This is a genomic window from Bacillus sp. JZ34 (assembly GCF_053903205.1).
In genome coordinates this window covers 4,098,681-4,113,653 of sequence record NZ_CP096403.1, presented here as the reverse complement: position 1 = coordinate 4,113,653, position 14,973 = coordinate 4,098,681, and the positions used below count along the sequence as shown (strand labels likewise).

Annotated in this window: 13 protein-coding genes; 9 read left to right on the top strand and 4 right to left on the bottom strand. The window is 46.2% G+C overall.

Annotated features, from left to right (window positions below):
- Nucleotides 1-14 precede the first annotated feature (14 nt).
- Nucleotides 15-998, bottom strand: a complete 984-nt coding sequence (locus M1D90_RS20745; protein WP_020449986.1) for a glutaminase — start codon at nt 996-998, stop codon at nt 15-17.
- A gap of 387 nt (nt 999-1,385) precedes the next feature.
- Between M1D90_RS20745 and M1D90_RS20740 the strand changes: the two genes are divergently transcribed.
- A complete protein-coding gene (locus tag M1D90_RS20740; RefSeq protein WP_031305214.1) occupies nt 1,386-2,714 on the top strand; it encodes a sensor histidine kinase in 1,329 nt (442 codons plus the stop codon).
- A gap of 6 nt (nt 2,715-2,720) precedes the next feature.
- Complete coding sequence (locus M1D90_RS20735) at nt 2,721-3,656, top strand: DNA-binding domain-containing protein (protein ID WP_020449988.1); 936 nt, start codon at nt 2,721-2,723, stop codon at nt 3,654-3,656.
- Nucleotides 3,657-3,698: 42 nt separating this feature from the next.
- On the opposite strand, the gene M1D90_RS20730 is transcribed toward M1D90_RS20735, so the two are convergent.
- The 3 genes from M1D90_RS20730 to M1D90_RS20720 all read right to left on the bottom strand — a co-directional run bounded on the left by M1D90_RS20730 (nt 3,699) and on the right by M1D90_RS20720 (nt 6,522).
- Nucleotides 3,699-4,235, bottom strand: coding sequence for a GNAT family N-acetyltransferase (locus M1D90_RS20730; protein WP_020449989.1), 537 nt, complete (start codon nt 4,233-4,235; stop codon nt 3,699-3,701).
- A 93-nt stretch (nt 4,236-4,328) separates the two neighbouring features.
- Entirely contained in the window at nt 4,329-6,134 is a 1,806-nt protein-coding gene (locus M1D90_RS20725; RefSeq protein WP_146874291.1) for a BlaR1 family beta-lactam sensor/signal transducer, read from the bottom strand.
- A 1-nt stretch (nt 6,135) separates the two neighbouring features.
- Nucleotides 6,136-6,522, bottom strand: a complete 387-nt coding sequence (locus M1D90_RS20720) for a BlaI/MecI/CopY family transcriptional regulator (RefSeq protein ID WP_020449991.1) — start codon at nt 6,520-6,522, stop codon at nt 6,136-6,138.
- Between the two features lie 364 nt (nt 6,523-6,886).
- Here M1D90_RS20720 and blaP point away from each other — a divergent pair, with 364 nt between their 5' ends.
- The 7 genes from blaP (at nt 6,887) to M1D90_RS20685 (ending at nt 14,973) form a co-directional block, all read left to right on the top strand.
- A complete protein-coding gene (blaP, locus tag M1D90_RS20715) occupies nt 6,887-7,810 on the top strand; it encodes a class A beta-lactamase BlaP (RefSeq protein ID WP_023857755.1) in 924 nt (307 codons plus the stop codon).
- 342 nt (nt 7,811-8,152) lie between these two features.
- Nucleotides 8,153-9,904, top strand: coding sequence for an alkaline phosphatase D family protein (locus tag M1D90_RS20710; RefSeq protein WP_020449993.1), 1,752 nt, complete (start codon nt 8,153-8,155; stop codon nt 9,902-9,904).
- A gap of 21 nt (nt 9,905-9,925) precedes the next feature.
- Nucleotides 9,926-10,138: a twin-arginine translocase TatA/TatE family subunit gene (locus tag M1D90_RS20705; RefSeq protein ID WP_020449994.1), complete on the top strand. Its 213-nt coding sequence runs from the start codon at nt 9,926-9,928 to the stop codon at nt 10,136-10,138.
- 75 nt (nt 10,139-10,213) lie between these two features.
- On the top strand, nt 10,214-10,948 hold the full coding sequence (tatC, locus tag M1D90_RS20700; protein ID WP_026580462.1) for a twin-arginine translocase subunit TatC: 735 nt from the start codon (nt 10,214-10,216) through the stop codon (nt 10,946-10,948).
- A gap of 194 nt (nt 10,949-11,142) precedes the next feature.
- Nucleotides 11,143-12,069 (top strand): 5-dehydro-4-deoxyglucarate dehydratase, encoded by a 927-nt coding sequence (gene kdgD / locus M1D90_RS20695; protein WP_456283032.1) that lies wholly within the window; start codon nt 11,143-11,145, stop codon nt 12,067-12,069.
- Between the two features lie 20 nt (nt 12,070-12,089).
- Entirely contained in the window at nt 12,090-13,556 is a 1,467-nt protein-coding gene (gene gucD / locus M1D90_RS20690) for an alpha-ketoglutaric semialdehyde dehydrogenase GucD (protein WP_026580463.1), read from the top strand.
- 40 nt (nt 13,557-13,596) lie between these two features.
- Entirely contained in the window at nt 13,597-14,973 is a 1,377-nt protein-coding gene (locus M1D90_RS20685) for an MFS transporter (RefSeq protein ID WP_025810831.1), read from the top strand.

Below are 14,973 nucleotides of genomic sequence, written 5' to 3'. Positions count from 1 at the left end.
TCTTTTTTGTGATTTTAAAAAATACTGAGATCCCATTCACGGGCTATATGTTTTAACAGCATTCCGCCCGTCATGCTGTTGCCGTAATCGTCAATCGCCGGACCGTAGATGCCGATGCCGCATCCATGCCGAAAAGGCTGTTCTCTTTTCATGCTGGCAGGCACCGCGCACATGATTCCGCCGGAGACGCCGCTCTTTGCCGGAATGCCGACAAAGGCCGCGAATTTTCCTGAAGCATTGTACATGCCGCACGTCAGCATTAAAGCTTTTGTCAGCCTGGCGACATCCTTCGGGATCACCTGCTCTTGGCGGAGAGGGTGATATCCGTCATTTGCGAGAATCATGCCGATCAAGGCGATGTCTTCAGTGCTTCCTTCCATGGAGCATTGCTTCAAATAGACTTCAAGCGTTTCTTCGACGTCTGCTTCGAGGAAGCCGGTTTCCTTTAAATAATGGGCCAATGCTCTGTTCCGATGGGCGGTTTGCCACTCTGACCGAAATACTTCCTCATTGATTTCAAGCCGTTTTCCAATCATTTTTTCAATGACTTCATGAAGCGACTCCATTTTTTCCAGTGCCGATTCACCGGGTAGGATCGACGCAACGGTCAGCGCTCCGGCGTTGATCATCGGGTTAAATGGCTTTCCCGGCTTGTGCATTTCAAGGCGGATGATTGAATTGAACGCGTCTCCCGTCGGTTCTACATCAACACGGTCTAATACGTAAGAAATCCCTTTCGTCAAACACGCTGCGATAAAGCTGACCACCTTTGAGATGCTCTGGAGTGTGAATGATACGTCCCAAGTTCCTGCTTTGATCACCGTTTGATCAGAACCGATCACACAGATGCCGAGCTGGTTAGAGTCGATTTTTCCTAAAGCGGGAATGTATTCGGCGTTGCGTCCGCTTGCGGAAAAAGGACGGTAATGTTCAACCAAATCTTCAAGGCGGGATTGCCAGAAGCGGGCGTCATAGCGTTCTTCCAATACTTCATTCATCGAATTTCCTCCAATCTGACCTGTTAAAGCTTGCAGGTTTGCTGAAAAAATACGAGGCTCTAAAAAGCGGTGATAGGGCATGGCGGCAGAAGGCAAAGGGGTATAAGCCTCTGCCGCACAAGTTGTTTTAAAGCCTGTTCTTTCCTGGGAAAAGGGGTTTGGGTTGCGCAAGGGAGTGAGTTGCGGGAAAATATAAGCGTTTTCAAATAGAGAAAATATACATTCAATTTATAATAGAACCTACATAAACCTACAAAAAGCGACAAAAATATTTAAAAAATAAGCCAATTGATTTAAAAATCAAATCGACTGTGGGTAAAATGGGAGTTGCGGAAAACGTGCGGTTAAAGTCAAAATAAAGCAACACGTTTGTAATGGAGGATCAGCATGATGGGTGGAAATTGGGGAAGCGTGATGAAAAAGGCTGCCCGGCTTGTAAAGAAAGACGGCTATATCTTAACAGTGATGATGTTAACGGTGCCGCTCGCAGGAGAGCTGAAGTTTTATCCGTTGAACGAGACCTTCCGGGTCAGCTTCGGCGTTCCAACTTTTTTCTTTCTTTTGTTGCTGCTGCGGAATGTCCCGGCTGTGCTGTCCGGCTTTTTAACGGGAGCGGCCGTCGTCGGGTTTCGGGTGCTGCTTGATGCATTCGGCCCGGGGCAGATCGATTGGTTGTCATCCTTTTATCACCATTATCCGACTTTTTTCTTTTATTTCACATATGCGTTTCTATTCTACTTGGCAAAAGTGAAGCGATTTCAATTTCGCCCGCTCTACATCGGGTTTCTGGGCTTCGGAATTGAACTGATTGCCGATGGAGCCGAACTGGTCGTTCAATATATGATGTTCGAGTCTACCGTCACCCCGGGAAAGATCCGCGACATGATGGCGATTGCTTTTTCCCACAGCTTTATTGTGCTGAGCTTTTTTAATGTCATGAAGCTGTATGAAACGCAATCGCGGGAAAAGCAGATCCGCGAACAAAATGAGCACATGCTGATGATCGTTTCAAATTTATACGAAGAAACCGTTCATTTGAAAAAGACGTTGAAGAATACTGAAGAGATTACGAACGAATCCTATCAGCTGTACAGGCTCTTAAATAGACAGAGCGATAACAATTCCTCTGTCCGGCAGATCAGCCAGAAGGTGCTGCGGCTCGCCGGTGAAATCCACGAGGTCAAAAAAGACAACCAGCGCATCTTCGCCGGGCTTTCAAAACTAATTTCGAAAGAAAGCTTCAGAGACTACATGGCGGCAGAAGATCTGGTCCGGCTTGTGACCGGCATTAATCGAAAGTATGCCGAATCGCTCGAAAAAGACATTGACTTTCATTATTCGATAGGCGGAGAACATCCAAAATACCACGTGTATACTGTATTGTCCGTGATTAATAATATTATGGCGAATGCGGTGGAAGCGATTCAAAGACAGGGCTCCATCCGCCTCAGCCTCTATAGGCGCGCCGATGACATGCTGGAATGCCGCGTGGAAGATGACGGACCGGGCATTCCAGAGAAAGTCGGGGATGTGGTGTTTGAGCCGGGATACACGTCAAAATATGATGAATTCGGAACCCCTTCAACCGGAATCGGTTTGTCTTATGTGAAGGAAACTGTCGAGGAGCTCGGGGGGAGCATTCGATTTCAGAGTGATGCAAGCGGTGTTGTGTTTACGATCAGACTTCCGGTCCAACAATTGATTCAGAAAGGGTGAAGGCCTGTGCGTTTTTTTATTGCAGATGATGACCGTGCTGTGCGATCGATTTTAAAACAAATCATTGAAGACGAAGATTTGGGAGAAGTGGCCGGAGAAGCGGAAGACGGCTGCGATTTGGAAGGCCACGTCCTGAATTTGCAGCAAATTGATATTTTGTTTGTCGATCTTTTAATGCCGCTCCGCGACGGAATTGAGACGGTTCGTCATTTGTATGGCGCTTTCTCAGGGAAGATCATCATGATTTCCCAGGTGGAATCGAAGGAAATGATCGGTGAAGCCTATTCTTTGGGGATTGAATATTATATACATAAACCGATTAACCGCATTGAAATCTTGAACGTCATTCAAAAAGTCAAGGAGCGCATCGAGCTGGAAAGGTCGATCCATGACATACAATCTTCGCTGAACCGGCTCGTGAGTCTCGGCAGCGGACGAAAAAACGGCTTTAGGGAAAAAAGCATTCAGGAAACGGGCGAATTTCTCCTTTCTGAACTCGGAATCGTCGGGGAGAGCGGGTCCCAGGATTTACTCGCCATCCTTCAGTATTTGTTTGATGATGAACAGACTTCATTATATGAAAAGGACTTTCCGCCGCTCAAACAGATTTTTCATCAGATTGCCGAGCAAAAGCTCGGGCCGGCTGCTTCACCCGTGGAGATCAACAGGGAGATTAAAGCGTCTGAGCAGCGGATACGGCGGGCGGTCAGCCATTCGCTAAACCATTTCGCATCACTCGGTTTAACAGATTTTTCAAATCCGCGGTTTGAAAGCTATGCGTCCCGTTTTTTTGACTTTACTGTCATCAGCAAAAAAATGAAAGAGCTGCAGAAAGACTCTGCCGCCGCCTTGCCGTCCGCCCGCGTCAACACGAAGAAATTTATTCAGGTTTTCTTTTTGGAAGCCAAGCGGTTGAGCGAAAGCGCCGGAAAAAGGGGTTAAAAAGAGCTTCCTCACCTTAGAGGAAGCTCTTCTGCATGCCGGTTACCCAGCGTATTCTCTTTTCAGCAGCGAAAACATGTATACGTCAATCAGTCTTCCTTTCGCTTTCTCGTAATCTCTTAGCAGTCCTTCCTTTTGAAAGGATAACGAGTTGAGGAGTTTGATTGAAGGCGTGTTTTCGGGCTCTACCTTCGCTTCGATCCGGTTGAGGTTCAAGCTTGTAAAGCCGTAGTCGATCAGCTTTTGAACAGCTTCGGAAGCAAAGCCTTTTCCCCAATGATTTCTCCCTAAGTCATAGCCGATTTCAGCTCTGCCGTTTTCCTGGTCGATCATATTAAAACCGCACGTCCCGATGACTTCATCCGTTTCTTTCACAATGATTGAAAAGCGGTTTGCCTGCCCTTCAAGGCTTAAATCATTGATCATTTGGATCATGTCCCGCGCCTGTGAGACGTCTGTAAAAGGCGTGATATTCATATATTTTGTGACTTCCGGATCTGACCAGTATTGACAGAGGACATCTGCATCTTCCAATTCCATTTTTCTCAAAGTCAATCTTTCTGTATAAAGGGTTTCCATGTTCTTGCCTCCAAGTTCCGTATTATTAGGAATGTGAAAGGACCATTCATCGATTTGCGCATCATTCATGTTCATAGAATAAAAAGTAAACTGTTATCGGGAAACGGAGGGATAAATCCCTTTTTTATCTAAAATGGAAAGTGCAATTTCGGCAGCGGAGCTTCCGGCAGCCCGTTTTTCACCTTGAATATGAACAGCAAAGAAAAAAGTATTATCGGCAGTTTCTACATACCCGATAAACCAACCGGCATGGAGTTCCCCGTTGATTACCGAGGTTCCGGTTTTACCGGATAAAACCCTGCCATTTGATTCTTCTAAACGTATAGAATCTTTCACAGTTTCAATATTAGACTGTTTAAAATCAAATTCGTTATCATAAAACTTTTTTAATATATTGACCTGTTCAAGTGGAGAAATTTGAAGAGAGCCATCCAGCCAATAATCGGCCGGGACTGAAAAATCCTCATTTCCATAATGTATAGATTTGAGATAATGACGTAAATGATCCTCCCCAATTTGCCGGTCCAATTTTTGAAAATACCATGTTGTGGAGCTGCTCATCGCAGAGAATAAATCCTGGTCTTGATTCCATTCTTTATACGGATATTGAGTCCCATCCCAAGTCATGTGAGAGTCGTTCTTCGTGATGATCCCGGATTCCAGTGCGAGCAATGCGCTAAACACCTTGTAGGTGGAAGCAGGTGCGAATCTGGAGGTGCTTTCTTTCCTATTGTATATTGTATACTTTTTCCTATTAGAATTAAACAGGACAAAGCCCCCTGAGGCTGAAAATTTATCAAAAAAAGTGCTGTAATCTTCGTATTCTACATTGGTGCCGGGTAAAAAGCGTGTTTCTTTTTGCATGGCCAATATAGACACAGAAGGAGTACCGGCTAATATAGCCCCAAGAACAAGAGTGAACACTAAGGCGCTTTTCGCCTTTAGCAAAGGTGATGCCGTCTGAAAGTTGACAACTGTAACAATCCGTCTTTTGATATGTTTGTATGAGTTGCTGAATTCAGAAGCGGCTAACAAAGACGATGTTCTTTGCTTAATTGAAGTGAATTTTAAAATCACCTCGCCATATTTGAGGTGCAACTTTTTATCAAGCGTTTTTAATACGGCAAAGTCGCAAGAAATCTCCATCTCCGTTTTCGCTTCCTTTGATAAATACCATACGAGAGGATTAAACCAATAGACGATTTTCAACAGGCAAAGAAAATAGTTGATAAGCATATCTTTTCGTTTGCAATGGTACAGTTCATGAAGCAAAACACATTTCATTTCGTCGGCTGAAAACATTGAAATATCTTTTGGCAAGATAATATATGGACGAATGACCCCAAATGTAATGGGGGATTTTATCAATGGGGAACGGCCCAAAATGACTTTTTGATGAAAGCGTATTTCCTCTTTACATGTGTGAAAAAGGGATAATAACTCTTTGTTGTTAACAATTTGCAGGTTCTTTTTTATTTTGCCGATTTTTAGATTGCTATAAAGAGTAGCCAAAAGCATAACGGCAACGCCCAATATCCAAACTGCGAAAAAGGCTGAATCTATCATTTTGGAAGACGATTGTTCAATCGACATCGAAAAGTCCTGCACCCAGTTTACATGTTGGCCGATTGCTTCTGTCGTCTTGTCTGTGGAGTGGGTTTGGGATAAGGCCGATTGAGCTCCTCCTAAATTCAGAATCCAGTCAAAATGATGGCTTTTTAGAAAATGAAAGGGAATAAAAGGAGCGATCAATGCCAAAAGAGAAATCACGCTAATATAATAGTGGGTGCCTACAGTGATTTGAGTCCTGAGCAGTTTTTTAATGAGTATGATGATAGAAAAAAACAGAGACAATAGAATTTGACTAACCAAAAAGGGAATAAAGAAAGAACTGCTCATTTCATTCCTTCTTTCTGTTCTTATGTTCTTCTAATATTTGATACAATTCATTAATTTCTTCACCTGACAGCTGATCATTCTCCAAAAAGTTTAATACCATCGAATTAAGAGTTCCATTGTAAAACCGGTTTAAAAAACTGTGACTCTTAACCTCTATATAATCACTTTCGTCTATATTTGGTGTGTAAACGAAAACCCGTCCTTCTTTATGGTGGTTTAATGCGCCTTTTTTAATGAGGCGCAGCAGCATGGTTTGGATGGTTTTAGGGCTCCATGTACTGGTTTTGGATAACTCTTTAATTACCTCATTGGTATTGATCGAAGAATGCTTCCAGATGACTTTCATCACTTCTAATTCCGCATCAGAGATTTGAGGTATTTTTTTCATTTTAATCATCCTATACTTACAAATGTAATACTCTCATTATAGGTTTGCCATTTTAAGAAGTCAATTTAACTGGAGTGAACATGCAGTTTCTGCATTTTTAATTCCATCACTTCCCTCCGTTCATTTGTCCCCGGTGGAAACGAGGTCATCATTTCCTTCCGAAAAAACGGTTGCATTTAAATCTTACATATGTAATACTTTCAAAGACTACATTTGTAAGATTTGATGTTTGAGTCGGCTGAAAGATCGTACGTACCAATTATTGTTTCGTGATCGTTCAAGCCATAACACTGTAGGGATAGTGGAAAGAGTGCTTCATCTGGTTACGATCAATCAAATATTCAAACGGAGGGAGACGATTTTGATGAAATTATGGTTCAGTACTTTAAAACTGAAAAAGGCTGCAGCAGTGTTGCTTTTCTCTTGCGTCGCGCTTGCAGGATGCGCTAACAATCAAACGAATGCCTCGCAACCTGCCGAGAAGAATGAAAAGACGGAGATGAAAGATGATTTTGCAAAACTTGAGGAACAATTTGATGCAAAACTCGGGATCTTTGCATTGGATACAGGTACAAACCGGACGGTAGCGTATCGGCCGGATGAGCGTTTTGCTTTTGCTTCGACGATTAAGGCTTTAACTGTAGGCGTGCTTTTGCAACAGAAATCAATAGAAGATCTGAACCAGAGAATAACATATACACGTGATGATCTTGTAAACTACAACCCGATTACGGAAAAGCACGTTGATACGGGAATGACGCTCAAAGAGCTTGCGGATGCTTCGCTTCGATATAGTGACAATGCGGCACAGAATCTCATTCTTAAACAAATTGGCGGACCTGAAAGTTTGAAAAAGGAACTGAGGAAGATTGGTGATGAGGTTACAAATCCCGAACGATTCGAACCAGAGTTAAATGAAGTGAATCCGGGTGAAACTCAGGATACCAGTACAGCAAGAGCACTTGTCACAAGCCTTCGAGCCTTTGCTCTTGAAGATAAACTTCCAAGTGAAAAACGCGAGCTTTTAATCGATTGGATGAAACGAAATACCACTGGAGACGCCTTAATCCGTGCCGGTGTGCCGGACGGTTGGGAAGTGGCTGATAAAACTGGAGCGGCATCATATGGAACCCGGAATGACATTGCCATCATTTGGCCGCCAAAAGGAGATCCTGTCGTTCTTGCAGTATTATCCAGCAGGGATAAAAAGGACGCCAAGTATGATGATAAACTTATTGCAGAGGCAACAAAGGTGGTAATGAAAGCCTTAAACATGAACGGCAAATAAAAACATTGCGATGAATCCGTCAAAACATCATCTTACATAAAGTCACTTGGTGATCAAGCTCATATCATTGTCCGGCAATGGTGTGGGCTTTTTTTGTTTTCTATCTTTAAAGATCATGTGAAGAAAAACGGGAAAATCGGTCTGCGGGAAAGGACCGGGTTTTTGTCGAAATCATAGGCGAATGGGTTGGATTGTGACAAAATTCGACACATCTATTGGCGGTGCGACTTGATGGACCATCAACCGCGTCTCTCCTCCTGTTTACAATGCTTTACAGTTCATTAATAAACTCTGCCTATAATAGAACCCGATCAATCATTTGTATAGAGAGGGGTAATACGAATGACACATGAAGGACCGCTGGAGGAATGGATGAAAAAGCTGAGCGAGGAAAGCCTCAAGGACAATACGTTTGACCGCCGCCGTTTTATTCAAGGGGCCGGCAAAATAGCCGGACTTTCGCTCGGACTTGCAATTGCGCAATCGATGGGGGCAATGGAAGTCAATGCAGCACCGACATTCTCCGAATATCCGTTTACACTTGGCGTAGCATCGGGAGATCCGCTTTCTGACAGCGTCGTGTTGTGGACAAGGCTGGCGCCCGATCCGCTAAACGGGGGCGGGATGCCGAATGAAGCTGTATCCGTGAAATGGGAGGTCGCGGAAGACGAACGCTTCCGCCGTATCGTCAAACGGGGAACCGAAAAAGCGACACCGCACCTTGCACACTCGGTACATGCTGAGGTATCCGGACTGAAACCGAATCATGTGTACTATTACCGCTTTAAATGCGGCAGCCAGCTGAGCCCCGTCGGCAAGACAAAAACGCTTCCGGCGGCAGGGGCAGATGTTGCTACATTCACATTCGCTTTTGCTTCATGCCAGCAGTACGAACACGGCTATTATACCGCCTATCAGCATATGGCGAAGGAAAAGCTCGATCTTGTGTTTCATCTCGGCGACTATATTTATGAGTACGGTCCGAATGAATATGTTTCAAAAACAGGCAATGTCAGGACACACAGCGGTCCTGAAATCATGTCGCTGCTTGATTACCGAAACCGCCATGCCCAATACCGTTCAGATGCAAACTTGAAAGCCGCGCATGCCGCTTTCCCGTGGGTTGTCACATGGGACGACCATGAAGTGGAGAACAACTATGCGAATGTCATCCCTGAAAAAGGCCAGTCAGTAGAAGCGTTTATTAAACGGCGCGCCGCCGCATACCAAGCTTATTACGAGCATATGCCGCTCCGCCGCAAATCCCTGCCGAACGGTCCTGATATGCAATTGTACCGGAATTTTTCCTATGGAAATCTGGCGGACATTAGCGTGCTTGATACCCGTCAGTATCGCGATGACCAAGCCAATGGAGATGGCAATAAGCCTCCTTCTGATGAATCGAATGATCCGAAGCGGACACTGCTTGGAGCCGAACAGGAGGCTTGGCTGTTTGACAACCTGAGTCGTTCCGGGGCGCACTGGAACATCATTGCACAGCAGATTTTCTTTGCGCAATGGAACTTTGGGACAAGCGCGGCGCCGATTTACAGCATGGATTCGTGGGACGGATACCCCGCTCAGCGCAAGCGGGTGATCGACTTCATCAAATCTCAAAAACTGAACAACATCGTCGTCCTCACCGGTGATGTGCATGCCAGCTGGGCAAATAACCTGCTCGTTGACTTTGACAATCCAAAATCGGACATCTTCGGTGTGGAATTCGTCGGGACGTCGATTACATCTGGAGGAAACGGCGCTGATAAAAGAGCGGATACGGATAAGATTTTATCGAACAATCCTCATATAAAGTTTTTCAATGATTACCGCGGCTATGTGCGCTGTACGGTCACACCGGAAGAATGGCGGACAGATTACCGCGTGGTCCCATATGTGACAGAACCGGGTGCCGCGATTTCGACAAGAGCTTCCTATGTTTATCATAAAGACTACACAGGGCTGAAACGTACCGCTTCCAACATTGTGCCTGGAGGCGTGAAGAAGTCAAACGAAGTCGAAGAAGACCGTTTCCTCGCACATACAAGAGCCCATCAGAAGCAAGTGAAGCAAAAGGAGAAAAAAGTAACCCAGTAATCAATGAAAGGATGACAACAAATGCTTTCAAATATCGGTATTCCTGGTCTCATCCTGGTTCTGGTAATTGCGCTGATCATTTTCGGGCCTTCAAAGCTTCCGGAAATCGGGCGGGCTTTTGGAAAAACGCTGACCGAATTCAAAAGCGCGACAAAGTCTTTAGTATCTGCCGATGACAATGAGATCGGACAAGAGACTAATGTGAAAAAGCAAAGCGATCCATCGGCAAAATAGATGATCAATAGAGCGGGCGGGTGAACCCGTCTGTTCTTTTTTTCTGTTTAGCATGTGAAGGGGAGGAAGGCGAAGGTGAAAAAAAGGGAAACACATTTGATTGCCCATCTTGAAGAGCTGCGCCAGCGAATCATTAAAACGCTTCTGACGTTTATTCTGTTTCTCATCACCGGCTTTTTGTTTGTTCAGGACATCTATGACTGGCTGATCAGAGACCTTGATGAAAAGCTTGCTGTACTGGGGCCGGGGGATATTCTTTGGGTTTATATGATGATTGCGGGGGTGCTGGCGATCGCAGCCACCATACCGGTGGCCGCTTTTCAGACATGGCGGTTTGTGGCGCCTGCGCTGACCGACCGCGAACGGAGGGCGGCATTATTTTATATTCCGGGGCTGTTCACTTTTTTTATTTTAGGGATTGTATTCGGTTATGTTGTGCTCTTTCCGCTCGTTCTTCAGTTTTTAATCGGATTATCCGCCGGCCATTTTCAAACGATGTTTACAGCGGAGCATTATTTTCGCTTTATGATGAACCTGACACTGCCATTCGGGTTTTTGTTTGAAATGCCCCTCATCGTGATGTTTTTAACGAGCCTCGGGATTTTAAATCCGGCCAAGCTCAGTAAAATGAGAAAAATTTCTTATTTTTCGCTGATCGTTGTATCAGTTGTGATCACGCCGCCCGATTTTATCTCGGATGTGTTGGTGATCGTCCCGCTGCTTGTATTATACGAATTAAGCATCTCTTTATCGGCATTGATTTACCGGAAAAAAACCGCTGTGCAACCAGGGGCTGAGGCCCAAGGCTGAAGACGGACCGTGTCTTCAGTCTCTTTTTTTTTGCTTGAAATAAAAAAATCAGAAAATAATGATATTGACAATTTGTTTATTTGTCTTACAATTAAACAAAAAGATGAATGGAGGGGTTTTCTAAAACAGAAACATCGCATTTCAACTGAATGATAACGCTTTCTCAGGAAATGAACGACAGGGGGATGACGGAGATGAGTCAATTACGGAAGGCGCCGGAAGGCATATTAGGTTTCCCGGTGGCACCCTTCAACAAGGAAGGAAAACTGGAGGAAGAAGCACTTTACGAAAACATCCGCTTTTTATTGGATGAAGGGCTTGAGGCGGTTTTTATCGCTTGCGGCTCAGGAGAATTTCAGTCTCTCAGCGCAAAGGAATATGAGCAAATGGTCGAAATTGCCGTCTCGGCGGCGGGCGGGAAGGTGCCTGTTTACACAGGAGTGGGCGGCAACTTGAGCACCGCTTTGGAATGGGCGCGGATTTCCGAGGAAAAAGGGGCTGACGGCTATCTGATTCTCCCGCCATACTTGATACACGGAGAGCAGGAAGGCCTCTATCAGTATATGAAAACAATCATTGAAAGCACGGATTTAAACGCCATCATTTATCAGCGAGACAATGCGGTTTTGACACTTGAACAGATTCAGCGGCTGACCGATCTCGAGCAGCTTGTCGGGCTCAAAGACGGCATAGGGGATATGGCGTTGAATATCAGTTTGTCGTATACGATAGGAGACAGGCTGGGCTGGCTCAACGGAATGCCGATGGCTGAAGTCACGATGCCGGCCTATGCTCCGATTGGCTTCACGTCGTATTCTTCGGCGATATCCAATTATATTCCTCATATTTCAAGGATGTTTTATGAGGCATTATTAAACGGCAACGACCAGCTTGTCAAAGAGATTTATGAGCATGTCATCATGCCGATTAACGAGATCCGCAAACTTCGGAAGGGCTATGCCGTGTCTTTGATCAAAGCCGGTATGGAAATCATGGGCCTTCATGTGAAAAACACGGCGAGACCGCCGATCGTTCCGGTGGAAAAAGAACATTGCCGGCAGCTCGAAAACATTCTGAAAAACGCGATGGGGCGTTATCCGAAAACGACCGCTGCCCTATAAACAAAAGGAGGAATTTGAAGATGTCTGTTGCAGCTGAAAATAAAACGTATTTTAACTTTATCAACGGCCGCTGGGTGAAGGCTGAATCGGGCGGGATGGAACAGAGCTTGAACCCGGCAGATACACGGGATATCGTCGGGCTTGTGCAAAAATCTTCGATTGCGGATGTAGACCGGGCGGTTGAAGCGGCCAAGCAGGCCAAAAAGGCTTGGAGAAAGCTGTCGGGAGCGGAGCGCGGTCAATTTCTTTACAAGGCCGCTGATATCATGGAACAGCGCCTCAATGAAATTGCCGAGTGTGCGACGCGTGAAATGGGGAAAACACTGCCTGAAGCAAAAGGAGAAACAGCGCGGGGAATCGCGATTCTCAGATACTATGCCGGAGAGGGAATGAGGAAAACGGGCGATGTGATTCCCTCCACCGACACATCCGCTTTCATGTACACCGACAGGGTGCCGCTCGGTGTCGTCGGCGTCATCTCGCCTTGGAATTTTCCCGTTGCCATCCCGATTTGGAAAATGGCGCCTGCCCTCATCTATGGAAACACGGTCGTCATCAAGCCGGCTACAGAAACCGCAGTCACCTGCCTTAAAATTATCTCGTGCTTTGAAGAAGCAGGGATTCCGTCAGGCGTGGTCAATGCGGTGACAGGGCCGGGATCATCGGCCGGCCAAAGGCTTGCCGAACACCCGGATGTGAACGGAATTACATTTACAGGGTCGAACCAAACCGGAAAAATTATCGGCCGGACGGCGTTTGCAAGAGGGGCGAAGTATCAGCTTGAGATGGGCGGCAAAAACCCGGTGATCATAGCAGATGACGCCGACCTTGATAGTGCGGTTGAAGCGGTCATCAGCGGAGCGTTTCGGTCGACGGGTCAAAAGTGTACGGCGACAAGCCGCGTCATCGTCTTAAACGGTGTTTATAACCGGTTTAAAGAAAAGCTGCTTCAACAAACAAAAGAAATTACAATCGGCGACAGCTTAAAAGAAGATGTCTGGATGGGACCGATTGCGAACAAACAGCAGCTTGACAACTGCCTGTCCTATATTGAAAAAGGAAAGCAAGAAGGAGCGGACCTCATTTTCGGCGGCGATAGGCTGGCAGATGGAAAATACGAAAACGGCTATTATATCAGGCCAGCCATTTTTGACAATGTCACTTCCGGCATGACGATTGCCCAAGAAGAAATTTTCGGCCCGGTCATCGCATTAATCAAGGCGGATACACTTGAGGAAGCTTTGGAGACGGCCAATGACGTCAAATTTGGCCTGAGCGCCTCCATTTTTACGCAAAACATCGGCCGGATGCTGTCATTCATAGATGAAATTGAAGCGGGGCTCATTCGCGTCAACGCCGAAAGCGCCGGTGTCGAACTGCAGGCGCCATTCGGCGGCGTTAAACAATCGAGCTCACATTCACGGGAACAGGGGGAGGCAGCAAAAGAATTTTTTACAGCTGTGAAAACCGTATTTGTCAAACCGTAAATCAATCGTTTCGGTACAAATGAATAAAGGAGAAGATGCTATGAAAAAAAATCGTGCAGCCTCCCCCCATACCGCGGGGAAAAGAAGTTCTGTCCGCTGGTTTGTCGTGTCTATGCTGTTTCTCGTCACATCCATTAATTATGCCGACCGTGCGACACTCTCGATCGTCGGCGATTCTGTGCAGCATGAGCTTGGGCTGAGTTCGGTGGCGATGGGGTATGTCTTTTCCGCATTTGGCTGGGCGTATGTTGTCGGCCAAATTCCCGGAGGCTGGCTGCTCGACCGCTTTGGGTCGAAAATCATCATCGCCGCCAGCATCTTCTTTTGGTCATTGTTTACCCTTTTGCAGGGAACGCTTGGCTTTTTCGCCGCGGGAACGGCCGTTATCCTTTTATTTGCGCTCCGGTTTCTCGTCGGTCTGTCAGAAGCGCCGTCCTTCCCGGGCAACGGCCGGGTGGTGGCTTCCTGGTTTCCAAGCTCTGAACGCGGAACAGCATCGGCGATCTTCAACTCGGCGCAGTACTTTGCACTTGTCATTTTTTCACCGCTGATGGGGTGGCTCGCCCACTCATTCAGCTGGCATACGGTTTTTGTCATTATGGGTGCTCTGGGGATTGCGATGTCGTTTATTTGGCTGAAAACGATTTACGAACCCAAAAAACACCCGAGAATCAATGCCGCCGAACTGGCGTACATCGAAGAAGGCGGCGCGCTTGTCTCGATGGATGAGGGAAAGAACGCGGAAAAGAAGGAAAAGGAGTCCCAATGGCCTTACATTAAGCAGCTTTTAAGAAGCCGGATGCTGCTCGGGGTGTATATCGCCCAATACTGCATCACAACGTTGACCTATTTCTTTCTGACCTGGTTTCCGGTCTATCTCGTTCAGGCACGCGGTATGTCGATCCTTGAAGCGGGTTTTGTCGCATCGCTTCCTGCAATCTGCGGATTTTTAGGAGGATTGCTGGGCGGGTTCGTGTCAGACTTCCTTTTGAAAAAGGGCTGCTCGATAACGGTTGCCAGAAAAACACCGATCATCCTCGGCATGCTGATGTCCTGCTCGATGATCGTATGCAACTATGCAGATTCATCTTGGCTGGTCGTTTCCATCATGTCGCTTGCCTTTTTCGGAAAAGGATTTGGCGCGCTGGGCTGGGCGGTTGTGTCAGATACCTCGCCAAAGGAGTGTGCCGGCTTGAGCGGCGGCATCTTCAACACCTTTGGAAATATTGCGTCCATCACGACACCGATTATCATCGGATATATCGTGAATGCGACAGGCTCATTTAACGGAGCGCTTGTGTTTGTCGGTGCCAATGCGATTGCCGCGGTATTAAGTTATCTGTTTCTCGTCGGGCCGATCAAGCGCATCGAACTGCAGAAAGAGGAAGACCATGCGGACACCACTTTATCCATATGA

Bases quoted from the DNA above. Each gene is read 5' to 3' on its own strand.
- M1D90_RS20705 (WP_020449994.1), top strand. From the start codon at position 9,926: ATGCTTTCAAATATCGGTATTCCTGGTCTCATCCTGGTTCTGGTAATT.
- M1D90_RS20740 (WP_031305214.1), top strand. From the start codon at position 1,386: ATGATGGGTGGAAATTGGGGAAGCGTGATGAAAAAGGCTGCCCGGCTT.
- M1D90_RS20720 (WP_020449991.1), bottom strand. From the start codon at position 6,522: ATGAAAAAAATACCTCAAATCTCTGATGCGGAATTAGAAGTGATGAAA.
- M1D90_RS20710 (WP_020449993.1), top strand. From the start codon at position 8,153: ATGACACATGAAGGACCGCTGGAGGAATGGATGAAAAAGCTGAGCGAG.
- M1D90_RS20725 (WP_146874291.1), bottom strand. From the start codon at position 6,134: ATGAGCAGTTCTTTCTTTATTCCCTTTTTGGTTAGTCAAATTCTATTG.
- M1D90_RS20745 (WP_020449986.1), bottom strand. From the start codon at position 998: ATGAATGAAGTATTGGAAGAACGCTATGACGCCCGCTTCTGGCAATCC.
- M1D90_RS20730 (WP_020449989.1), bottom strand. From the start codon at position 4,235: ATGGAAACCCTTTATACAGAAAGATTGACTTTGAGAAAAATGGAATTG.
- M1D90_RS20685 (WP_025810831.1), top strand. From the start codon at position 13,597: ATGAAAAAAAATCGTGCAGCCTCCCCCCATACCGCGGGGAAAAGAAGT.
- blaP (WP_023857755.1), top strand. From the start codon at position 6,887: ATGAAATTATGGTTCAGTACTTTAAAACTGAAAAAGGCTGCAGCAGTG.
- kdgD (WP_456283032.1), top strand. From the start codon at position 11,143: ATGAGTCAATTACGGAAGGCGCCGGAAGGCATATTAGGTTTCCCGGTG.
- gucD (WP_026580463.1), top strand. From the start codon at position 12,090: ATGTCTGTTGCAGCTGAAAATAAAACGTATTTTAACTTTATCAACGGC.